At 72.4% G+C, this 20,437-nt stretch carries 19 protein-coding genes and 1 pseudogene; 9 read left to right on the top strand and 11 right to left on the bottom strand.

Annotated features, from left to right (window positions below; all coding sequences use genetic code 11):
* Positions 1-104 precede the first annotated feature (104 nt).
* Both G4Z16_RS04495 and G4Z16_RS04490 read left to right on the top strand, forming a co-directional pair.
* Positions 105-1,217, top strand: a complete 1,113-nt coding sequence (locus G4Z16_RS04495; protein ID WP_197349293.1) for an aminotransferase class I/II-fold pyridoxal phosphate-dependent enzyme — start codon at positions 105-107, stop codon at positions 1,215-1,217.
* Positions 1,214-2,320 carry an MBL fold metallo-hydrolase gene (locus G4Z16_RS04490; RefSeq protein ID WP_197349292.1) on the top strand — a complete coding sequence of 369 codons (1,107 nt, stop codon included), beginning with the start codon at positions 1,214-1,216 and terminating at the stop codon, positions 2,318-2,320. The genes G4Z16_RS04495 and G4Z16_RS04490 overlap by 4 nt, the downstream gene beginning before the upstream one ends.
* 35 nt (positions 2,321-2,355) lie before the next feature.
* On the opposite strand, the gene G4Z16_RS04485 is transcribed toward G4Z16_RS04490, so the two are convergent.
* Together G4Z16_RS04485 and G4Z16_RS04480 are read right to left on the bottom strand one after the other, a co-directional pair.
* Positions 2,356-2,997, bottom strand: a complete 642-nt coding sequence (locus G4Z16_RS04485; protein ID WP_197349291.1) for a DedA family protein — start codon at positions 2,995-2,997, stop codon at positions 2,356-2,358.
* Positions 2,997-3,770 (bottom strand): MBL fold metallo-hydrolase, encoded by a 774-nt coding sequence (locus G4Z16_RS04480; protein ID WP_197349290.1) that lies wholly within the window; start codon positions 3,768-3,770, stop codon positions 2,997-2,999. The genes G4Z16_RS04485 and G4Z16_RS04480 overlap by 1 nt, the downstream gene beginning before the upstream one ends.
* A 177-nt stretch (positions 3,771-3,947) precedes the next feature.
* On the opposite strand from G4Z16_RS04480, the gene G4Z16_RS04475 reads away from it, so the two are divergent.
* On the top strand, positions 3,948-6,116 hold the full coding sequence (locus G4Z16_RS04475) for a phage holin family protein (protein ID WP_197354156.1): 2,169 nt from the start codon (positions 3,948-3,950) through the stop codon (positions 6,114-6,116).
* A gap of 38 nt (positions 6,117-6,154) precedes the next feature.
* On the opposite strand, the gene G4Z16_RS04470 is transcribed toward G4Z16_RS04475, so the two are convergent.
* The 4 genes from G4Z16_RS04470 to G4Z16_RS04455 form a co-directional block, all read right to left on the bottom strand.
* Positions 6,155-7,240 (bottom strand): fatty acid desaturase family protein, encoded by a 1,086-nt coding sequence (locus tag G4Z16_RS04470; RefSeq protein WP_197349289.1) that lies wholly within the window; start codon positions 7,238-7,240, stop codon positions 6,155-6,157.
* Positions 7,241-7,386: 146 nt separating this feature from the next.
* Positions 7,387-7,707 carry a YrhK family protein gene (locus G4Z16_RS04465; RefSeq protein ID WP_246530676.1) on the bottom strand — a complete coding sequence of 107 codons (321 nt, stop codon included), beginning with the start codon at positions 7,705-7,707 and terminating at the stop codon, positions 7,387-7,389.
* An 18-nt stretch (positions 7,708-7,725) separates the two neighbouring features.
* Positions 7,726-8,769 carry a PHP domain-containing protein gene (locus tag G4Z16_RS04460; RefSeq protein WP_197349288.1) on the bottom strand — a complete coding sequence of 348 codons (1,044 nt, stop codon included), beginning with the start codon at positions 8,767-8,769 and terminating at the stop codon, positions 7,726-7,728.
* A 188-nt stretch (positions 8,770-8,957) separates the two neighbouring features.
* Positions 8,958-9,755, bottom strand: coding sequence for a helix-turn-helix domain-containing protein (locus G4Z16_RS04455; protein ID WP_197349287.1), 798 nt, complete (start codon positions 9,753-9,755; stop codon positions 8,958-8,960).
* A 102-nt stretch (positions 9,756-9,857) separates the two neighbouring features.
* Here G4Z16_RS04455 and G4Z16_RS04450 point away from each other — a divergent pair, with 102 nt between their 5' ends.
* Entirely contained in the window at positions 9,858-10,163 is a 306-nt protein-coding gene (locus G4Z16_RS04450; protein ID WP_197349286.1) for a 4a-hydroxytetrahydrobiopterin dehydratase, read from the top strand.
* 13 nt (positions 10,164-10,176) lie between these two features.
* On the opposite strand, the gene G4Z16_RS04445 is transcribed toward G4Z16_RS04450, so the two are convergent.
* Together G4Z16_RS04445 and G4Z16_RS32310 are read right to left on the bottom strand one after the other, a co-directional pair.
* A complete protein-coding gene (locus G4Z16_RS04445) occupies positions 10,177-11,355 on the bottom strand; it encodes a S1 family peptidase (protein WP_197349285.1) in 1,179 nt (392 codons plus the stop codon).
* A 225-nt stretch (positions 11,356-11,580) separates the two neighbouring features.
* Positions 11,581-11,830, bottom strand: a pseudogene (locus tag G4Z16_RS32310) (fasciclin domain-containing protein); the annotation flags it as partial.
* Between the two features lie 319 nt (positions 11,831-12,149).
* Between G4Z16_RS32310 and G4Z16_RS04435 the strand changes: the two are divergent.
* From G4Z16_RS04435 to G4Z16_RS04415, 5 genes are read left to right on the top strand one after another with little or no spacing between them, the layout of a single operon-like run.
* Entirely contained in the window at positions 12,150-13,466 is a 1,317-nt protein-coding gene (locus G4Z16_RS04435; protein WP_197349284.1) for an NAD(P)/FAD-dependent oxidoreductase, read from the top strand.
* Complete coding sequence (locus G4Z16_RS04430; protein WP_197349283.1) at positions 13,460-14,227, top strand: DUF1365 domain-containing protein; 768 nt, start codon at positions 13,460-13,462, stop codon at positions 14,225-14,227. Before G4Z16_RS04435 ends, G4Z16_RS04430 begins: the two co-directional genes overlap by 7 nt.
* Positions 14,224-15,528, top strand: coding sequence for an SAM-dependent methyltransferase (locus G4Z16_RS04425; protein WP_246530675.1), 1,305 nt, complete (start codon positions 14,224-14,226; stop codon positions 15,526-15,528). Before G4Z16_RS04430 ends, G4Z16_RS04425 begins: the two co-directional genes overlap by 4 nt.
* A complete protein-coding gene (locus G4Z16_RS04420; protein ID WP_197349282.1) occupies positions 15,525-16,808 on the top strand; it encodes an SAM-dependent methyltransferase in 1,284 nt (427 codons plus the stop codon). The genes G4Z16_RS04425 and G4Z16_RS04420 overlap by 4 nt, the downstream gene beginning before the upstream one ends.
* On the top strand, positions 16,805-17,653 hold the full coding sequence (locus G4Z16_RS04415) for a DUF1295 domain-containing protein (protein ID WP_197349281.1): 849 nt from the start codon (positions 16,805-16,807) through the stop codon (positions 17,651-17,653). The genes G4Z16_RS04420 and G4Z16_RS04415 overlap by 4 nt, the downstream gene beginning before the upstream one ends.
* Before the next feature lie 55 nt (positions 17,654-17,708).
* On the opposite strand, the gene G4Z16_RS04410 is transcribed toward G4Z16_RS04415, so the two are convergent.
* The 3 genes from G4Z16_RS04410 to G4Z16_RS04400 all read right to left on the bottom strand — a co-directional run bounded on the left by G4Z16_RS04410 (position 17,709) and on the right by G4Z16_RS04400 (position 20,304).
* On the bottom strand, positions 17,709-18,506 hold the full coding sequence (locus G4Z16_RS04410) for an anti-sigma factor (protein ID WP_197354153.1): 798 nt from the start codon (positions 18,504-18,506) through the stop codon (positions 17,709-17,711).
* 26 nt (positions 18,507-18,532) lie between these two features.
* Positions 18,533-19,120: a sigma-70 family RNA polymerase sigma factor gene (locus tag G4Z16_RS04405; RefSeq protein WP_246530674.1), complete on the bottom strand. Its 588-nt coding sequence runs from the start codon at positions 19,118-19,120 to the stop codon at positions 18,533-18,535.
* A gap of 347 nt (positions 19,121-19,467) precedes the next feature.
* Positions 19,468-20,304, bottom strand: coding sequence for an aldo/keto reductase (locus G4Z16_RS04400; protein ID WP_281393658.1), 837 nt, complete (start codon positions 20,302-20,304; stop codon positions 19,468-19,470).
* Between the last annotated feature and the right edge of the window lie 133 nt (positions 20,305-20,437).

The following is a 20,437-nucleotide window of genomic DNA, read 5'->3' as shown; positions in this document are numbered from 1 at the left end:
CCTCACCGTCGGAACGTCTGCGAAGGTGGACGTATTGTGCGTTTGTCCGATTCGCCGCCCCCGACGGATGACATCGGGCGGCACGACGGCCGGAGGCGTGAGCGATGGAGGGCAGCGACGGCCACCGGCAAGCACGCTCCGCCGCAGCCGTCGCAGCCTGCGGCTACTGGCACCGGCGCGGCATGGAGACCCGTCCGGACCAAGTGGTGGCCGCACCCGGGGCCTCTCTTCTGCTCTTCGCGGTGCTGGCGGCGACAGGCTGTGGCACCGTCCTGATGCCCAGGCCCGGCGAGAGCTGGTACGCGCACCCCGCCCGCCTGCTGGGCCGTCCACTGCACACCGTGCCCGTTCCCGCCGAGTGCGGGGGAGTGCCCGATCCGGTTGCCCTGCGCGAGACGGTCAGGCGTGTGCGCACCGAGGTGCCCGAGCCGCCCCGCGTGCTGGTGCTGTCCGTGGCGGACGACTGCACGGGCACCGCCGCGCCCCCCGAGCTGCTGCACGAGGTGATCGAAGCCGCGGGTGACGAGCGGCTGCTGGTCGTCAGCGACGAGACATGGCGGGAGACGGCGCACGCGCCGCACAGCACCGTCGTCGTCAGCCCCGCAGAGATGGTCCAGGGAGGCCGGGAGACCGACGAGGTCGTCGTGCTCGCGGAACTCGGGGAGACGCTGCTGCCGCACGGCCTGGCCGCCGGGATCGCCCGCTTCCCTTCCAGCGGGCGCGGGCAGGGTCTCGCCGAGTCCGTGCGAGGGGTGCTGAAGTCGCTGCGTACCGGGCTGACCGGCCCGGACGACGCGGCCGTCGCCGACGCCCTCACCGAACCCGAGTCGCTGCGGGCCCGTCGTGCCGGCACCGCGCGCGCCTACGGGGCGGTCCTCGGCGAGCTGCACCGCGTCATCACGGAGGCCGGAGCGCTGTGCCGACCGCCGCGCGTAGGGCGGCACCTCTACGTGGACTTCGAGCCGGTGCGGGCCCGCCTCGACGCGCACGGCGTACGGGACTCGCCCGGCCTGGAGGCCCAACTTGTGCGGATGTTCGGGCCGTTCGTGTGCGGCGGGCACCGCTTCGGCGACGATCCGCAGGCGCTGCGGGTGCGGATGTCCAGCGGGCTCGTCGCAGATTCGGATCCCCCGGGATCTCCGGCATCACCCGGTGTCGGCCGGGCACTCGATTTCGTGAAATCGGCCCTTACCGAACTGACGGCCCTCCGGGGGTGACTGTGGAATCGGACCGGACGCTGACCGAACGGGAGACCGAGACAGACGAGAAGGCACCCCCGAGTGCGCCTGCCACGCCCGTCCGGCCGGCACATGTGGAGCCGCCGGTGCTGGTGCCCGTCGGAGCCAAGCGGTTCTGGCCGCGGACCTTCGCGCACCGGCTGACCGCGCCGCTTCCCGGCGTTCAGGCCCTCCTCCGCGTCGCACGCGAGGGGTCGATGCGGCCGGCGCCCGAGACGCTGGGGGACATCGCGCGGCTGCCGTACGAGCCGGGCCCGCTCCCCGCCGCGCGACCGGGCACCCTCGCCGTGACGTGGGCGGGGCACGCGAGCTGGGTCGTCCGCATCGGCGGTCTGACGGTGCTGACCGACCCGGTCTGGTCACGCCGCATCCTCGGCACCCCCGCCCGTGTCACGCCACCGGGCCTGCCGTGGGCGGACCTGCCGCGGATCGACGCGGTGGTCATCTCGCACAACCACTACGACCACCTCGATGCACCCACGCTCCGCCGACTCCCGCGCCGTACACCGCTGTTCGTCCCCGCCGGGCTGGGCCGCTGGTGCCGCAGAAGGGGCTTCAGGAGCGTGACGGAGCTGGACTGGTGGGAGGCGGCGGAGCTGCCCGCGAGCGACGGCGGGCGCGTCCGCTTCGAGTTCGTTCCCGCACACCACTGGTCGCGCAGGACGCTGACGGACACGTGCCGTTCGCTGTGGGGCGGCTGGGTGCTCACGCGGATCGGCAAGGGGCCGGGGGAGCAGGCAACCAGGCGCGTCTACTTCGCGGGGGACACCGGCTACGGCCGGTGGTTCTCCGAGATCGGCCGCCGCTGTCCCGGAATCGACGTGGCGCTGCTCCCGGTCGGCGCGTACGAGCCGCGCTGGATGCTCAGACCGGTGCACACCTCGCCCGAGGAAGCAGTGCGGGCCTGCGCGGACGTCGGGGCACGCGCCATGGCGCCCATGCACTACGGGACGTTCCTGCTCTCGGCGGAGCCGCCGCTGCAGCCGCTGGAGCGTGTACGTGCGGCGTGGGCCGCGGCGGGACGGGCGCGCGGTGATCTGTGGGACATTCCCGTGGGGGCGTCGCGCGCCTTGGAGGAGTGAGCCTCTCGGGTCGAAGCGGGTCCCGCGTCCGACGCTCAACTCGGCCTGAACCGCCGCCACACGGTGGGCGCGATGCTGATGATCACGGTGAGGGCGACCGCCGCCGCCACCCCCTCCCACGGTTCGGGGAAGACGGAGCCGCTGAGAAGCCCGATGAGCTGGTAGACCACGGTCCAGGCGAGGCAGGCGGGGAAGTTGCCGCGGACGAATTCGCGCGTGCGCATCCGCGCGAGCAGACAGGCCAGCATGACGGGTATGCGCCCGGCGGGTATGAGCCGCGAGACGATCAGCACGGCCACCTCGTGCCGGTGGAGTCTGTCCTGGGCCTGGCGCAGTCGCTCCGGGGGCGCGTGCTCCCGCAGCCGCTCCAGCCAGCGCGATCCGCTCTCGGAGTCCACGCCCCGCCGGCCGAGCGAGTACAGCGTGATGTCCCCGAGGAACGCGGCGGTCGCGCCCAGCGCGAACACCGCCGCCAGGCTGAGAACCGGCACGCTCTGATGCAGGGCCAGGACCGCCGCGAGGCTGACGATCGAGCCCGTCGGCACCACCGGGACCAGCGAGCCGAGCAGCACCAGGACGAACAGGGATGGGTAGGTGACGGCCTGCTGCGTGGACTCCGGAGGTATGACGGCGCCCGCGCCGGGGCCTGCCTCCGCGAGCATGAACTGAAAGGACATCAGGCCCCCTCCAGCGTCATGCTCTCACCGTGTCCGAGCCGGTGGACCGTGACTCCGGGTGCCAGCATCCCCGCCTTCCGCACGAACTCGTCGCCGGGGGCGTGGAATTCGTGCGGCCGCACCGCGTCCATGCCGATCGGCCAGTACGTGCCGTAGTGCACCGGCACCGCCGTGCGGGGGCGCAGACGCACCAGGGCCTCGGCGGCACGCTCGGCGTCCAGGTGCTCCGGGCCCAGCCACGGGCCCCAGCCACCGACCGGCAGCAGCGCCACATCGATGGCGCCGACCGCCTGCGCCATGCCGTCGAAGAGGCCGGTGTCGCCGGCGAAGTAGGTGCGGGCGGCGCCCTCCACCACGTATCCGAGCGCGGGCGTGCGGCGCGGCCCGTACGGAAGGCGACGCCCGTCGTGTGCAGCGGGCACCGCGCGTACCGTCACGTCGCGGACGGCGGCCCTCTCCCCGGGGCCCACCTCCTCGAGGCGCAGCAGGGACGCGAGCCGCCGCAGCCGCGGCACGGCGCGCAGCGCTCCCCGGGGCAACAGGACGCGCGTACCGGGCGTCAGCAGGGTCAGCGAGCCGAGATGCAGATGGTCGGCGTGGAGGTGGGACACGAGCACCACGTCGGCGTGCGCGGCAGCGGGCGGCGGCAGACTGCCCCGGCGTCTGCGCAGGTGAGCCATGCGCCGCACCAGCAGAGGATCGGTGAGAACCGTCACTCCGGAGTCCCGCACCGTTGCCGTGGCGTGCCCCCACCACGTGACTTCCACCGGCACCTGTGCTCCTCCTCATTACTGGCCGCGTGCTTCGAGCGTATGCGCCGGCGCACGGGGACGGGACGGGCGCTGTGCCACGAGCCGGGCGCAACGTGGAGAATTGGAGAATATCCCGCGCATCGGGTGGGTTCTCGTGTCAGAGGTGTGCGAGTGGATCAGGGAGAGTTGGGAGTCAGCATGCGGCTGCGGATCTTTCCCCCGGCCCTGCCGGGGGGCACCCCACGGCGCTTGCGGTCCTTCGGAGCCGCCGTGCTGCGGGTGCTGGCCGTCTGGCTGGTGAGCACCCTCACGCTGCTGGCGCTCGCGGGCATCCTTCCCGATTTCCGGCTGCAGTCACCGGACGGCGACAGCGCCACGTTCATCGCCACCACCGCCGCCATAGGAGCCGGCGTCTTCGGCCTGCTCGGAGCGGTGGTGTGGCCCGTGCTGGTGCGGGCCCTGCTGCTGGTGCCGGCGCTCGTGCTGGGCACGCTCGTTTTCTTCCTCAACGGCTCCCTGCTGTGGCTGGCGCTCTCACTCGTGCCGTACGGAAGAGGTTCGGCCGAGCCCGGCACCGCCGTGGTGGTGGCCGCGGTGATGTCCGCCGCTTCCTCCGCCACCGGCACGGCACTGGCGGTGCGCGACGACGGCGCCTACCGCCGCCGCCTGGCCCGCCTCACCGGCCGCAGGCGCCGCCGCGAGGGCCTGGGCCCGGCACCGCGCACACCCGGCACGGTATTCGTGCAGCTCGACGGCGTCGGTCACGACCTGCTGCGCGAAGCGGTGACCGGCTCGGAGAGCCAGCCCCCGCTGATGCCGGCCGTCGCCGAGATGTACGGCAGCACGCACCGGCTGACCCCCTGGCGCACCGACTGGCCCTCCCAGACCGGCGCGAGCCAGCTCGGCATCCTCCACGGCAGCAACAAGGACGTGCCGGCCTTCCGCTGGTACGAGAAGGAGTCCGGGGAGGTGCTGATCAGCAACCGCCCGTCCGGCGCCGCGGAACTCCAGCGCCGGGCGGTGGAGGAGACCGGCGACCGCGGGCTGCTCGCCGTCGACGGCGCCAGCCGGGGCAACCTTTTCAGCGGCGGCGCCAGCCAGGTCGCCCTGGTGGTCTCGGTGGCCGCTCGCCGGGACCGCGAGAACCGGTCCCGCGCAGGGTACTTCGCCTACTTCTCCGACCCGGCCAACGCGACCCGTACCGCAGTGTCCTTCGTCGCGGAGGCGGTGCGGGAGCTGATCCAGGCCAAGCGGTCGCGGATGCGCGGTGACCGGCCGCGCGTGCCGCGCGGCGGGCTGTATCCGCTGATCCGGGCGTTCGCCACGGTTGTCCAGCGCGACGTGGTGGTCGCCGCCGTGCTCGGGGACGTCTTCAGCGGGCGCAGCGCCGTCTTCGCCGATCTGGTCGGCTACGACGAGGTGGCCCACCACTCCGGGCCGCGGGGCGGTGACGCCCGGCAGGTGCTGCGCAAGCTGGACCGGTCCGTGGCACTGATCGCCAAGGCGGCACAGCGCGCGCCGCGCCCGTACCGCATCGTGCTGCTCTCCGACCACGGGCAGAGCGCGGGGGAGACTTTCCGCGCGTCCTACGGGCTGACCCTGGAGGACCTCGTACGGGCGGGCTGCGGGCTGCCCGTCTCCCGCCGCGTGGGGCGCACACCCAGCGGGGCGGAGGCGCGAGCCGCCGCACGCGCCGCGCTGCACAGGCCCGAGGAGGGGCCGCAGAGCGAGGAGCGGACACCGTCCAGGAGCGAGGGCCCGCTCGTGCTGGCCTCCGGCAACCTCGGGCTCGTCTCCTTCCCGGACGTGCCCGGCCGGATGTCGCGGGAGCAGGTCGACAAGCGGCACCCGGCTCTGCTGCGTACGCTCGCCGATCACCCCGGCATCGGATTCCTCCTGGTGCACAGCGACCGCTACGGGCCGGTCGTGCTCGGCGGCGGCGGAGCCGAACACCGCCTGGACACCGGCGAGATCACCGGCGGCCCGGACCCGCTGGCTCCGTTCGGCCCCGGTGCCGCGGATGCCGTACGGCGCAGCGCCGGCTTCCGCAACGTGCCCGACATCGTCATCAATTCGGTGGTCGATCCGGGGACCGGCGCCGTGCACGCCTTCGAGCAGCAGATCGGCTCGCACGGCGGGCTCGGCGGTGAGCAGAACGAGGCCTTCCTGCTCTCGCCGCGCGAGCTGTCCGCCCCGACGGACGGTGAGGAGCTGGTCGGGGCGGAGCGGGTGCATCTGGTCCTGCGCCGCTGGCTGAACGAGGCGGCGGCGGGTTCCCCCGTACCGGCCACGCGGGCGGCGGACGCGCTCGAGGCCGCGGACCGGGAACTCCCCTCGGCGCACCCGCCGGCGGCCCATCCCGCCTGAGCGCGCGATCCGCCGACGGCCGGGCGGGGAGCGGCACTTCAGCCGCGGAGCGGCGTGCCCACGTCGTGCAGATGACCCAGCGCCTCGCGCCACGAGGCGATCAGGCCCGTCTCGTGGTAGCCGATGCCCAGTTCGCCGCAGTAGTCGCGGACGATCACGCGGGCGCGGCGCAGATTCGGCGAGGGCATGCTCGGGAAGAGGTGGTGCTCGATCTGGTGGTTGAGCCCGCCGAGCAGCACGTCGGTCAGCGGCCCGCCCCGCACGTTGCGGGAGGTGAGGACCTGCCGCCGCAGGAAGTCCGGGCGGTCGTCCCCGCTGAGCGTCGGCATGCCCTTGTGGTTCGGGGCGAATATCGAGCCCAGGTAGACGCCGAAGACGGCCTGGTGGACGAAGAGGAACGCGAATGCCATCCCGGGCGGCAGGACGGTGAAGAGCGCCGCGAGATACGCCCCGAGATGCGCGAAGAGCAGGGACCCCTCCAGCACGCGCTGCTTCATGTGGGCCTCGCGCAGGGCGCGGACGCTGGAGACGTGCAGGTTGAACCCCTCGAGGGTGAGCAGCGGGAAGAAGAGCCACGCCTGGTGGCGGCCGATGAAGCGCGGCAGCCCCGTCGCGGCGCTCGCCTGGCCCTGGGACCACACGAGGATGTCCGGCCGGACGTCCGGGTCGAGCTCCTCGTGGTTGGGGTTGGCGTGGTGCCGGGTGTGCTTGTTCATCCACCAGCCGTAGGACATCCCGATGCCGAGGTTGCCGACGATGCGGCCTCCGATCTCGCTCGGTCTGCGCCGGGTGAAGACCTGACGGTGAGCGAGGTCGTGTGCGGCGAGGGCGAGTTGGCCGAAGACCAGCCCGAGGAAGCCGGCCACGGCGAGCTGCCACCAGGTCTCGCCGAGGGCGAAGAAGGCCGCCCAGCCGCCCGTCGCCGCCAGGCCCACCAGCGTCAGCCGCAGCGTGTAATAGCTGGGGCGGCGCCGCATCAGTCCCGCCTCGTCGATCCGCGCGTACAGCCGCGCGAAGTCGCTGCCCTGCCGCCCGGTCGGTCCTTCCCCGTGCCCCCGTCGGCGGGCCGTCGTCGCTGTCGTCGTCCGTGCCGCCGTATTCGCGGTCGTCGCCGGTGTCGTCATGCACTGAAGCCTCCCGGCGCGGGGGAGGGTGCCGACAGCCGTGCAGCCCGCCTCTCACCAGGGGTGTCCGCCGCAGCACGGGGGTGTCGCCAGGTGCACCCCCGTACGGGGGCGGGCCCGCGGGCACCCCCCGTGCAGGGTCGGTCTCAGAAGTCCTGCGAGGACTCCTGAGCCGCGTAGTTCCCGCCGTGCATCCGCAGCAGGTGCGTGTGGCGCACCATCCGGATGACCGGCCTCACCAGCAGCTCCACACTGCCGAAGACGAAGCACCAGGTACCGGCCGTCTGCCAGTCGGGGGAGAAGAACATGACGCTGCCGACGAGGAACCACACGGCGATGAGGATGTCGTTGGCGATGCTCGCCGCCTCGTAGCGCCGGCGGATCGCGGCCTCCGCGGCTTCGACACGGATCGTCAGCGGCCGTTTGCGGCTCCCGTGGGAGGGCTGACGGGGGCTTGACTCGGACACCTTGGTCCTCCTGTCACGTCACGCGTCGCGGGAACCGTGTGTCCAGCTCAGCAGCTCCGTGGCCGTCCAGGTGTTGATGACGCGCTCTTCGGGCACGCCGCACTCCGCCGCACGGACGCACCCGTTGATCTGCCAGTCCAGCTGGCCGGGCGCGTGCGCGTCGGTGTCGATGGAGAAGTGGACGCCCGCGTCGACGGCCCGGCGCAGCAGGCGGCGGGGCGGATCGAGCCGTTCCGGGCGGCAGTTGATCTCCACGGCGGTGCCCGACTCCGCACACGCCGCGAAGACCGCCTCCGCGTCGAACTCGGACTCCGGGCGGCTGGAGCGCAGCCTGCCCGTGCAGTGCCCCAGCACGTCCACGAGCGGATGACGCACGGCGGCGACCATGCGGCGCGTCATCTCCGCCGCCGGCATCCGCAGTTTGGAGTGCACGGACGCGACGACCACGTCGAGGCGGGCCAGCAGCTCCTCGTCCTGGTCCAGCGACCCGTCCAGGAGGATGTCGCACTCGATGCCGGTCAGCAGCCTGAACGGAGCCACCTGTTCGTTGACCTCCGCCACCACGTCCAGCTGTTCCCGCAGCCGGTCCGCGGACAGGCCGCGGGCCACCGTCAGCCGTGGCGAATGGTCCGTCAGCGCCGCCCATTCGTGGCCGAGTCCGGCTGCCGTACGGGCCATCGTCTCGATGGGGCTGCCGCCGTCCGACCAGTCGGAGTGCATGTGGCAGTCGCCCCGCAGCGCCGAACGCAGGCCCCGCGCCTCGTCGGTGACCGGGGCGTCGTCAACGGTCGTCGCCTCCGGCCGGGACTCCTCCTCGTCCTCCAGCTTCGCGAGATAGCCCGGGACCTCGCCGCGCAGCGCCTCCCGTACGACCTGTGCGGTCTTGGGGCCCACCCCTTTGAGTGATTCGAGCTGTCCTGAGGCCGCGCGCCGTTCCACCTCCTGCGGTCCCAGGCCCGCCAGCACCTCGGACGCGGTACGGAAGGCCCGCACCCGGTAGGTGGGGGCCAGCGCGCGCTCCAGCAGGAAAGCGATCCGGTCCAGTGCCGTGATCGGGTCCACCGGTTTCCCCTCCTCGCCGTGCCGTAGCCGTGTGCTCGCGGGGCCTGCCGGGCCTTCGCGTCGTCCTCATCTTCCACGGTCGGGCGCCCGGGCGGGGAGGGGCGCGCGCCGCTGCGAGCCGGGACGGACCGCCCGGAGTCAGCCGGCCCTGCCCCTCGGCCTTTCGGACCGGGTCCCCGAGGCCGCGGCTACGGCATGAGCAGCTGAAGGTCCTTGGCCGTCTCCGGACCGGCGGGCAGGAACGTCTCCACCGCCAGCTCGGAGACCGTCACGTCCATGGGTGTGTTGAAGGTCGTGACGGCCGAGAGGAAGGCGAGCCTGCGCCCGGCATGCTCGATGACCATGGGAAGCGCGAACGGGCTCGCCTCCCCGGCCGTCTCCTCGCCGCCCGGCGGCAGCGGGTAGGCCGTCACCTCCTCGTACAGGGCACGCAGCGGCTCGGACCTCAGCAGCGCCAGCTGCCGCTCCATCTGGTGCAGCAAATGGCCGCGCCACTCGCGGAAGTTGACGATCCGCCGGGCGAGCCCGTCCGGGTGGAGCGTGATGCGCATGGCGTTGACCGGCGGCTCCAGCAGCCACGGCGCGACGCCGTCGAGCAGCATCAAGATGCCCCGGTTGGCGGCGAGCACCTGGTAGGCGCCGTTCAGGGCGAGAGCCGGGTAGGGCTCGTACGCGGTGACCATGCGCTCCAGGTCGGCGCGCAGGGACTCCATGGCGGGGGAGTCGAGCGGCGTCTCCGGGTAGTGCGGTGCGTAACCGGCGGACACCAGCAGGGCGTTGCGCTCCCGTACGGGCACCTCCAGCTGTTCCGCCAGCTTCAGCACCATCGCCCGGCTGGGACGGGAGCGGCCCGTCTCGATGAAGCTGATGTGCCGGGACGACGACTCGGCCCGCAGGGCGAGATCGAGCTGGCTCAGCCCCGCACGCTCCCGCCAGCTCCGCAGCATGGGCCCGGCGCTGCTGTCACCGGCGGCGGAGGAGGTCATGGAGCAAGAGTAGGCCGCCCGCCGGTCGGGGACCGGCGGGGCTTCGTCCTAGGCTGGTGGGACGCCGTCACGCACGCCGCAACAGAAAGCGAGAGACCCCTCATGGCTCCCGAACCGCTGACCCGGCAGCAGACCGACGACGCACTGGCCGAGCTTCCCGGCTGGAGCACCGACGGCGACAGCATCAGCCGCACCTACTCCTTCGCGAAGCACCTTCCGGCCGCCGCGATGGTGGTCCATGTCGCCGCGATCCAGGAGGAGCTGAACCACCATTCGGAGATGTCGCTCGGCTACAACAAGCTGTCCGTCACGGTGAACACGCACAGCGTCGGGGGGCAGGTCACCGCGAAGGACATCGAGCTGGCCCGCCGCATCGAGGAGATCGCGGCGGGACACGGCGCGAGCTAGGCCTCCTGGCGCGTCAGCTGGTGCTCAGTTTCAGCTTGTACGCGGAGAGCGGCTCGGCGACCGGCTGATAGTAGGTCGTACCGCCCGTCGAGCAGTCGCCCGAGCCGCCCGACGTCGTCCCCTGGGCCTGGCCGCCGGAGACGAACGGCCCGCCCGAGTCGCCCGGTTCGGCGCACACGGACGTACGGCTCAGCCCCCGGACCGTGCCCTGCTCGTAGGAGACGGTGGCGTTGTGCTGCTCGATGGTGCCGCAGCGCCAGCCGCTGGTCGACCCGGAACGGCAGACCGAGGAACCGGAGGGCATCTTCTTCGACCCGGCGACCGACAGGTTCGCGGCGCCGGGGCCCTTCACGTGCGGCTTCGCCCGCCAGCCGCTGTTCACCGCGACCCAGCCGTAGTCGTTGCCCGGGAAGGACCGGGCCTGGACGGTGCCTTGTGCGGCTCTGTTGTGGCCCGTCGTCTTCGCGCCCGCCTTTCCGCAGTGCCCGGCGGTGAGGAACCCGTCGGTACCGCCCTTGGTGACGGCGAATCCGATGGAGCAGCGGGTCGAGCCGGAGGTGTAGTAGGCGTCACCACCGCGCAGATCCTCGGCGTACGTGCGGGGTTTCTCGGCGGACTGCGTCACCCGGACCAGCGAGGCGGACGCACCGCTGCGGGTGAGGAAGTCCTTCGCCGCGGCGGGCTCGTTCGCCCGCACGACGACGCTGTTGTTCCGTACGTCCACCGCCCACACCGAGGTGCCGCGCGGCGCGCGCTTGACCGCCGAGGTGTCGAGGGCGCTCTTCGCGGACTCCAGGCTGGCCAGGCTGTTCCGGACCACCTTCGGCTCGGCGCCGGCTTCCTTGATGGCGGCGATGTCGCCGCGGTCGGTCGTCGCGACGACGAGCTTCGAGGTCGCTCCCGTGACCCAGGCGCCTCCGAAGTGGTGCCCCAGCTCCTCGCGCAGCTGCTTCTCGACGGCGACGGCCCGCTCCTCGTTGGCGATCCTCTTCCTGGCGTCGTCAGCGGTGATGCCGAGGTCCTTGCTGATGCTCTTGAGCATCCCCGGCGCGATCTCGGGGGCGGGCGTCGCCGCCACGGAGGCAGCGGAGCCGGGAGGGGAGGGCTCACCCGCGGTCGCGGGCATCACGGCGATGCCGAGGGCGCCGACGGCCATGGCCGTGGCGGCGAGGACCGGGAGCTTACGGGGCATTGGCGCTCTCCTCGTGTCGCTGGTGCACAGGCATTCTGTGACCATGCCTCAGCGTCCGGCCGCTGCCTGGGGCGCACCACCCGTGGGGAGACCAGATGGACGTACGGTGCCATCACTCTGGCGTCCACCCGTCCGCCGTCCGGCGGCCCGTACCGCACGGACCCGTGAATCCGTGCGGTACGGGCCTGTCTCTTTGGTGCCTCCTGATGCCTGCTGTGCCTCTACTTCGGGGGGCATCAGGACCGAGTCGATGATGTGCACCGTGGCATGGGCCGTCCTCACGTTGCCGCAGCCCACCGCGGCCTCGTCGTTGACCGTGTAGGAGTCACCGGAGCCCGCGGTGGTGATCTCCTCCTTCGCCAGGGTGCTGGTAGGAGCCGTCGGCCCGCTTCTCCTTCGGAAGCTCCTCGCCCACCACGTGGTAGGTCAGGACCTTGGTGAGCATCGGCTTGTCGCTGAGGACCCTCTCCAGGTCGCCGCTCCAGCGCCGCCGACGCCCCGACCAGGCCGAACACGAGCACTCCGGCCGCGCCCGTACGCCGCCGGTGCAGCGCGAGCAGCCCGGCAGGCGGGGCTCACTTGTAGACGACGACCTTGTCGCCGAGCGCCCGGGCGAACAGCAACAGCAGTGCCCCGACGCCCAGTTGGAGGGCGAGCTTGTCCTGGCTGCCGAAGGTCCTGATGGCGAAGTCCTTGACGTCCGCCGAAAGGTCGGATCCGCGACCAAGCCGCCGCCCGTCCGGCTCCGAATGAGGTCGCAGAGGGCGGTGTTCGCCCCGTACGGAAGGAGCGGCATGGCAGAGCGCAGTGGCAGTGGCAGGCGGCGCCGGGTGGCCGTGGTCGGCAGTGGCGTGGCAGGGCTGACAGCCGCCTACGTGCTCCAGCGGTCGGACGAGGTGTCCCTGTACGAGGCGGACGGCCGGCTCGGCGGGCACGCCCACACCCACGACGTGCCGTCGGCGAACGGCCGTCTCCAGCGCATCGACTCCGGCTTCATCGTGCACAACGAACGCACGTATCCGATGCTGCTGCGGCTCTTCCGCGAACTCGGCGTCCGTACGCAGCCTTCCGAGATGAGCATGTCCGTGCGGTGCGAGGGCTGCGGCCTGGAGTACGCGGGTGCCCGGGGTGCGCGCGGCGTCTTCGCACAGCCCCGCAGCCTCGCCCGGCTCCGCTTCCTGCGCATGGTCGCCGAGGTGCCGCGCTTCCACCGTCAGGCCCGGCGACTGCTGGAGGAGGGCGACGGCCGGGGCCGGGCGGCCGGCGAGCGGGCCGACCGGGACGCCCTCACGCTGGGGGAGTTCCTCGCGAGGGGACGCTACTCGGCCTATTTCGTCACGCACTTCATGACGCCGCTGGTCTCCGCCGTGTGGTCCTGCGACTCGGCCACGGCGCTGCGCTACCCGGCCGCCTACCTGTTCCGCTTCCTGCAACACCACGGCATGCTCAGCGTCAAGGGCTCGCCGAAGTGGCGGACGGTCGCCGGCGGCTCGCGCGAATACGTCGAGCGGATCGCCAAGCAGCTGACGGCAGTTCACACCGCGACGCCCGTACGAACGGTGCGGCGCTTCGGCGACCGGGCCGAGATCGTCACGGAGGACGGGACGTCACACGATTACGACGCCGTCGTGCTGGCCACACACGCCGACACGGCGCTTCGGCTGCTCGCCGAACCCACCGGCGCGGAGCGCGAAGTCCTCGGCGCCTTCCGCTACTCGCGCAACCCCACGCTGATGCACACGGACCGCTCGGTGCTGCCACGGACCGGTGCCGCCCGCGCCTCCTGGAACTACCTGATGCCCTCCTGCCGCACCGACTCCGCGTCCGTGCGCATCACTTACGACATGAACCGGCTCCAGCGCCTCGACGCACCGGAGGACCATCTCGTCACCCTCGGCGGCGGAGACAGGGTGGACCCCGCCTCGGTGCTGGCCACCATGGTCTACGAACACCCCGTCTACACACCGGAGTCGGTCGCCGCCCAGCAGCGGCTGCCCGAACTCGCCTCCGCCGTCACCGCGTTCGCGGGTGCCTACCACGGCTGGGGCTTCCACGAGGACGGCTGCCGCTCGGGCGTCGACGCTGCCGCGGCGCTGGGGGTGCGATGGTGACCCCGCAGACCGCCGTCGTCCGGGCGGGAACGACAGGCCAACCGGCCCTGTACGACTGCCTCGTGACGCATGTACGGAACCGGCCGCTGCGCCACACTGTGCGGCACCGCACCTACATGTGGCTCGTCGACGTGGACCGCCTGCCGCGGCTGCCCCGCCTGCTGCGCCCCCTCGCCCGCTTCGAGAGCCGCGACCACTTCGGCGGCACGGCGCCGACGATCCGCGCCGGCCTGGAGCGCTTCCTCGCCGCCAAGGGCATGGACGCGCCCGCAGGGCAGGTGCTGATGCTCGCCAACGCCCGCGTCCTCGGCCACGTCTTCAACCCGCTGACGCTCTACTGGTGCCACGACCGCGGCGGCGAACAGACCTGCGTGGTCGCCGAGGTTCACAACACCTACGGCGAGCGGCACTGCTACCTGCTGCACACCGACGAGGGCGGATCGGCCACCACCGGCAAGGAGTTCTACGTCTCGCCGTTCTTCCCGGTCGACGGTGCCTACCGGATGCGGCTGCCCCGTCCCGGCACCGCGCTGAGCCTGTCCGTGCAACTGGAGCGCGCCGGCGGGCGGCCGTTCACCGCCACCCTGCGTGGACGGCGCCGGCCCGCGACCACCCGGAGCCTGCTCCGGGCCGCGCTCCGTCACCCCTGGCCCACCGCCGCCGTGACCGCCGCCATCAGGCTGCACGGCATCCGCCTGTATCTGCGCGGCCTGCCCGTGCGCCCCCGTCCCCGTCGCCGGATCCAGGAGGGTCTGGAGTGAGTCCGCACATACCATCCGAGTACGGGCGCCGCGCCGCCGTGGACCCCCTGCGCTGGCCCGACGTGGCCCGCGCTCCACGCCGCGCGCCCGTACGCACAGCCCTCGCTGCACGCCTGGTGCGGCGCGCCCTGCGGCGCCTGCCACTGCGAGTACGTACCGAAGACGGGGAGAGCCTCGGCCGGGGCGGTCCCGTGCTCGAACTCCACGATTCCGAGGCGTTCTTCGCGAGGATCGGACGGTCCGGCCTGATCGGCTTCGGCGAGTCGTACATGGCGGGGGAGTGGGACGCACCCGACCTGGCTGGGGTGCTCACCGTCCTCGCCGGGAACGTCACCGCGCTCGTGCCGCGGCGCCTGCAGCAGCTGCGTGCCCTGTGGGCGGCGCGGCAGCCCGCGAGCGGACGCAACACCGAGGATCACTCGCGCGAGAACATCCACCACCACTACGACCTGTCCAACGACCTCTTCGCCCTCTTCCTCGACGACACCCTCACCTACTCCTCGGCGCTCTTCAGCGGCATCCCCGCGGCGTGGCCCGACCTGGCTCCCGCCCAGCGGCGCAAGATCGACCAGCTGCTCGACATGGCCGAAGTGGGCCCCGGCACACGCCTGTTGGAGATAGGCACCGGATGGGGCGGGCTGGCGCTGCGTGCCGCCGACCGCGGCGCTCAGGTCGTCACGGCGACCCTCTCCGAGGAGCAGCTGAAGCTGGCGCGGGAGCGTGTACGGGCCGCGGGGCACGAGGATCGTGTGACGCTGCTGCTGCGCGACTACCGGCAGCTGACCGGCACGTACGACGCCATCGTCAGCGTCGAGATGATCGAAGCCGTCGGAGCGGAGTTCTGGGCGGGCTACTTCCGCTGCGTGGACCGGCTGCTGGCCCCCGGCGGCCGCGCCGTCCTGCAGGCCATCACGATGCCGCACGAACGGATGCTGGCCACCCGCAACACGTACACGTGGATCCAGAAGTACATCTTCCCGGGCGGGCTGCTGCCCTCCCTCGACGCCATCGACCACACCACCCGTGAGGCCACCGGGCTGCGGGTGACCCGGCAGGAACTCTTCGGGCCGCACTACGCGGAGACGCTCCGCCTGTGGCGCGAACGCTTCACCGAACGCGCTCCCGAGGCGGCAGCGCTCGGTTTCGACGCCACCTTCCAGCGGATGTGGACCTTCTATCTGGCCTACTCCGAGGCGGGATTCCGCGCCGGATACCTGGACGTCGGGCAGCTGCTCCTGACCCGGCCGTCAGAGCCCGCCGCACCCGGCGGGCCCGAGAAGGACAAGGAGAACCCCGCATGAACCCAGGCGGTGCCGCACAGAGTCTCTCGCCCCTGCTGAAGGAGTTCGTCGGCAGCCCGCTCCCCGTGCGGCTGCGCGCCTGGGACGGCAGCGAGACGGACCCCGAGGACTCGGCCGAGGACGCGCCGCTGCTGGTGCTCCACTCCCGCCGCGCGCTGCGCCGGCTTCTGTGGCAGCCCGGCGAACTCGGCCTGGCCGAGGCGTACATCACCAAGGACATCGACGTCGAAGGCGATCTCACCGATGCGTTGCGCACCGTGTGGCGCACGGTCCGCGCCGGCGGCCTGCGCCCGCCCCGGGTCACTCCGCGCGCCGCCGCCCGCGCGTTCCGGGTGCTATTGGGGCTGGGCGCCGTCGGGCTGCGGCCGCCCGCGCCCGCCCTGCGGGCCCGTCAGTCCGGGCGGCTGCACAGCCGGGACCGCGACCGGGCGGCCGTGAGCCACCACTACGACTTCTCCAACGACTTCTACGCCCTGCTCCTCGACGAGTCGATGGCGTACTCCTGCGGCTACTGGCGTCGCCCCGACGACCCGGCCTACACACTCAAGGACGCCCAGCACGACAAGCTCGAACTCGTCTGCCGCAAGCTCGATCTGCACCCCGGTGCCCGGTTCCTCGACATCGGCTGCGGATGGGGATCGCTCACACTGCACGCCGCGCGGAACTACAAGGCCCGGGTCACGGCCGTCACCCTGGCGAGCGAGCAGGCGGCCGCAGTGACCGGCCGGGTCCGCGAGGAGGGGCTGGAGGACCTCGTCGACGTGCAGCTGCGGGACTACCGCGACATCGAGCCGGGCACCTACGACGCCGTCAGCTCCATCGAGATGGGCGAACACGTCGGCGACGCCGAATACCCGGCGTTCGCCGCCTCGCTGCACGAGCGGCTGAGGCCCCGCGGGCGGCTGCTCGTCCAGCAGATGTCGCGTGGCCGCAACGCGCCCGGCGGCGGCGCCTTCATCGAGACCTACATCGCCCCCGACATGCACATGCGCCCTCTCGGTCACACCGTCTCCCTGCTGGAGGGCGCGGGACTCGAGGTGCGTGGCGTGGAGTCACTCCGCGAGGACTACGTCCGTACGATCGCAGCCTGGCGCCGCAGCCTGGAGGAGCGCAGGTCCGAAGTGACGGAGCTGGTCGGTGAGGAAGCGGCGCGGGTGTGGCGCCTGTATCTGGCGGGCGGGATGCTCGCCTTCGAGGAGGGACGCATGGGCGTGGACCAGATCCTGGCCGTACGTCCCGACGCGGAGGGCCGCAGCGGAATGGCGGGCGGCGGCCGGTGAACGGCTTCCCCTGGGGCGACTTCGCCGTCGGCCTCGCCGCCTGTGCCGGTGCCGCTCTCGCCGTCATGCTCGCGACCTTCGCCGTCGCCCTGGTCAAGGGCATGCACCGCATCGTCGACGTGGCGTGGGGGCTGGGCTTCACCGCCGTCGCCGCGGTCTCCTTCGCGCTGTCGGCCGGCCACGGCGACGACGGGCGGCGTCTGCTCGTCACGCTGCTGACCGCCGTCTGGGGGCTGCGGCTCGCCGGGCACATCGCCCTGCGCGGCCGCGGGCACGGCGAGGACCCGCGCTACGAGCGCCTGCTGGCGCGGGCCCGCGGCAACCCGAGGCTGTATGCGCTGCGCACCGTGTACCTGTTGCAGGGCGCGCTGGTGTGGCTCGTCTCGCTGCCGGTACAGGCCACCCAGTACGTGCCGGGGCCGGTCTCGGGTCCTCAGGCGGTACTCGCGGCGGCCGCGGTGGCGGTCTGGCTGACCGGCTTCCTCTTCGAGACCGTCGGGGACGCGCAGCTCGCCCGCTTCAAGGCCGATCCCGATGCCCGCGACATCACGGGCGCCCGGATCATGGACCGGGGCCTGTGGCGGTACACGCGGCACCCCAACTACTTCGGGGACTTCCTCGTGTGGTGGGGGCTGTACCTGACGGCGTGCGCGGACGCGGCCGTCGCGGCGGTGACGCTGGTCTCCCCGCTGGTGATGAGCCTGCTGCTGACCAAGGGCAGCGGAAAGCGGCTGCTGGAGCGGCAGTTGGCCAACCGCCCCGGCTACGCGGAGTACGCGGCCCGCACCAGCGGCTTCTTCCCCCTGCCGCCCAGGCGCGACGGGACAGGCCGAGCAGGGGTGTGACGGGACGGGCTGACCCCTTGCGGGGCGGGGCCCGGTGGGTCCGGGCCCCGCCCGGCTACGCCCGGGGAAGCTTCATCAGGGCCAGCGGCTCGGTCGTCGGCTGCGGCGAACCGCCCGCCGGCTCGACGGTGACACCCATCGCCGACGCCCGGCCCACCTTGCCCTCCATCAGAACGGCCTTGCTGCCGCCGCCCGCCGAGTCCATCAGTCCCGCCGAGCGCATCTTCTGCCCGTCGGCGAACCACAGTTGGTAGACCTTGCCCGTGGGAGGCGCCTCCAGACCGGAGGCGAGGAAGGCCGCACGGTCGCGGTCGCGGGAGACGACGACGGTGCCCGACGCCCCGCCCGGAAGTTCGCTGCGCCCGGCCGTCCTCGCGTCCGGCGCCGCCAGCACCCGTGCCAGTTCCTCCTGGTACTGACGTGACTGCTCGGCCTGTTCGCGTGCGTCCTGTGCCGCCTCGTACTGCCACACCGCGACACCGCCCGAGACGGCTGCCACTGCCGCCAGGCATGCCGCGAGCGCGAAGCGCGGCAGGGAGCGCAGCCGCCCGCGGCTCCCGCCGGGGCGTGCCCGCCCGCCGGTGCCTCGTCGGCCCGGTGCGGGTCCATCGGCGATCTTCGGCGGCTCCTGACGCACGCCGGCGATCTGCCGCAGCACACTCGCCCGCATCTGCGGCGACGTGCTCTCGGAGACGGCCAGGCCCAGCCGGCCGGCCGTGGCCCGCAGCTCGGCGACCTCCCGTTCGCAGGAAGGGCAGGCCGCAAGGTGGCGCTCGAACGTGTCGCGTTCCGTGGCGGGCAGCGCATGTACGGCGTATGCGCCGGTCAGCGTGTGCAGTTCGGCCCCGCTCACGCCGTCGGCGGTCGCGCTGTCGTCCGTCACGCCGTCACCCCCAGGCAGTCGCGCAGCCGGATCAGGCCGTCGCGCAGCCGGGTCTTCACGGTGCCGAGGGGCTGTGCCAGGAGCTCGGCGACCTCCCTGTACGTCAGCCCCCTGTAGTAGGCCAGGGTCACCGACTGGCGCTGGAGTTCGGTGAGGGTGCGCATGCAGCGGCGTACCTGCTCACGTTCGAGCCGGGCCTCCACCGCCTCGGTGACCTCGTCGAACGCGGGCGTGCGGTTCAGCATGGCCGCGCGCTGCTCGCGGTCCGCGGAGGCCTGTGCCGAACGCACCCGGTCCACGGCACGACGGTGCGCGAAGGTCAGCACCCACGACATCGCGCTGCCCTTCTCCGGACGGAAGTGCGCCGCGGTGCGCCACACCTCCACCAGCACCTCCTGGGCGACCTCCTCGGACTGCGCCGGGTCGCGCAGCACGCTGCGGACGAGGCCCAGGACAGGGCCGGCGATGCGGTCGTAGACGTCGGCGAAGGCGTCCTGGTCCCCGCGTGCCACCTGGGAGAGCAACTGGGCCAGATCGGGCGGGGCCGTGCCGCCCGTGCCCGCGATCCGCACGGTTTCTTTCACGCCACGGCACCTCCCCCCGATCGGCGAGCGCATGCGGGCGCGGCGGACCGCACCTGCCCGGCCCGCCCTCCGAGCCACGCGCGTCCGTGCACGGAGCGCCGTGCGGTCAAGCCCATGTTTCCTCCCGGGAGATCTCCTCACAGATGATTCGTGGCGGATCTCCCGGCGGATTGGTCCCGCTTCCGCCGCGTGCACGGGCCACGCGTGCACGGGCCCCGCGTGCACGGGCCACGCACGACCGCGCGCGGCCGGAGAGCTCCGGCCGCGCGCGGTGCGCGGCTCCCGTACGGGAGTCCACTGCGGGAGGACGCGGGATGCGGGCTGTCAGAACCCCCGAGTGCCTGCGCTCAGCCCACGAAGTTCATGGTGTCGGGGTCCGGGCCGAGCCGGGAGTCCGAGTTGAGCTTGGCGATGTCCGCCATCTCCGACTCGTCGAGCTCGAAGCCGAAGACGTCGATGTTCTCCCGGATGCGGGACGGGGTCACCGACTTGGGGATCACCACGTTCCCCGTCTGCAGATGCCACCGCAGCACGACCTGCGCGGGCGACTTGCCGTACTTGCCGGCCAGCGAGTTCAGGGTCGGGTCCTGAAGCAGGTCCTTGCCCTGCCCGAGCGGGGACCACGCCTCCGTCGCGATGCCGTGCTCGGCGTGGAAGGCGCGCGCTTCGCTCTGCTGGAGATGCGGGTGCAGCTCGATCTGGTTGACGGCGGGCACGGTGCCCGTCTCATCCAGCAGCCGCCGCAGGTGGACCGGGTTGAAGTTGGAGACGCCCACGGCCTTGGCGCGGCCCTCCGAGTTGATCTTCTCGAACGCCTTCCACGTGTCGACGTACTTGTCCCTCTCCGGCACGGGCCAGTGGATGAGGTACAGGTCCACGTAGTCCAGTCCGAGCCTGTTCAGGGACGCGTCGAAGGCGCGCAGCGTCGAGTCGTAGCCCTGCTCGGCGTTCCACAGCTTCGTGGTGACGAAGAGTTCCTCACGCGGCACGCCCGAAGAGGCAAGGCCGCGGCCCGTTCCCCGCTCGTTCTCGTAGATGGCGGCCGTGTCGATGCTGCGGTAGCCCGCCTCGATGGCGGTGGTCACGGCGCTCGCCGCCTCGTCGTCCGGCACCTGCCAGACGCCGAAGCCCAGCTGCGGCATGACGCTGCCGTTGTTGAGAGTGATGGTGGGAACGCTGCTCACGAACGATCGGTCCTCACATGTCGACGAACTGCTCCACTTCCGCCCCCGTCAACGATCACGGGTACCCCGGCATTCCTGCGGCACCGGATCAAGCGCCGGTCAGGGACGGGCGGCGGACGGTCCGCCGTGTGGC

Origin of the sequence: Streptomyces bathyalis, assembly GCF_015910445.1 — a bacterium.
GTDB classification, from domain to species: Bacteria; Actinomycetota; Actinomycetes; order Streptomycetales; family Streptomycetaceae; genus Streptomyces; species Streptomyces bathyalis.
This window is presented reverse-complemented; position numbering and strand designations above follow the sequence as displayed.

What these genes read in the sequence shown, in the direction of transcription:
- G4Z16_RS04495 (WP_197349293.1), top strand. Translation starts at nt 105, where the DNA reads ATGGAGGGCAGCGACGGCCACCGGCAAGCACGCTCCGCCGCAGCCGTC.
- G4Z16_RS04420 (WP_197349282.1), top strand. Translation starts at nt 15,525, where the DNA reads ATGAACCCAGGCGGTGCCGCACAGAGTCTCTCGCCCCTGCTGAAGGAG.
- G4Z16_RS04435 (WP_197349284.1), top strand. Translation starts at nt 12,150, where the DNA reads ATGGCAGAGCGCAGTGGCAGTGGCAGGCGGCGCCGGGTGGCCGTGGTC.
- G4Z16_RS04445 (WP_197349285.1), bottom strand. Translation starts at nt 11,355, where the DNA reads ATGCCCCGTAAGCTCCCGGTCCTCGCCGCCACGGCCATGGCCGTCGGC.
- G4Z16_RS04470 (WP_197349289.1), bottom strand. Translation starts at nt 7,240, where the DNA reads ATGACGACACCGGCGACGACCGCGAATACGGCGGCACGGACGACGACA.
- G4Z16_RS04455 (WP_197349287.1), bottom strand. Translation starts at nt 9,755, where the DNA reads ATGACCTCCTCCGCCGCCGGTGACAGCAGCGCCGGGCCCATGCTGCGG.
- G4Z16_RS04485 (WP_197349291.1), bottom strand. Translation starts at nt 2,997, where the DNA reads ATGTCCTTTCAGTTCATGCTCGCGGAGGCAGGCCCCGGCGCGGGCGCC.
- G4Z16_RS04450 (WP_197349286.1), top strand. Translation starts at nt 9,858, where the DNA reads ATGGCTCCCGAACCGCTGACCCGGCAGCAGACCGACGACGCACTGGCC.
- G4Z16_RS04475 (WP_197354156.1), top strand. Translation starts at nt 3,948, where the DNA reads ATGCGGCTGCGGATCTTTCCCCCGGCCCTGCCGGGGGGCACCCCACGG.
- G4Z16_RS04430 (WP_197349283.1), top strand. Translation starts at nt 13,460, where the DNA reads ATGGTGACCCCGCAGACCGCCGTCGTCCGGGCGGGAACGACAGGCCAA.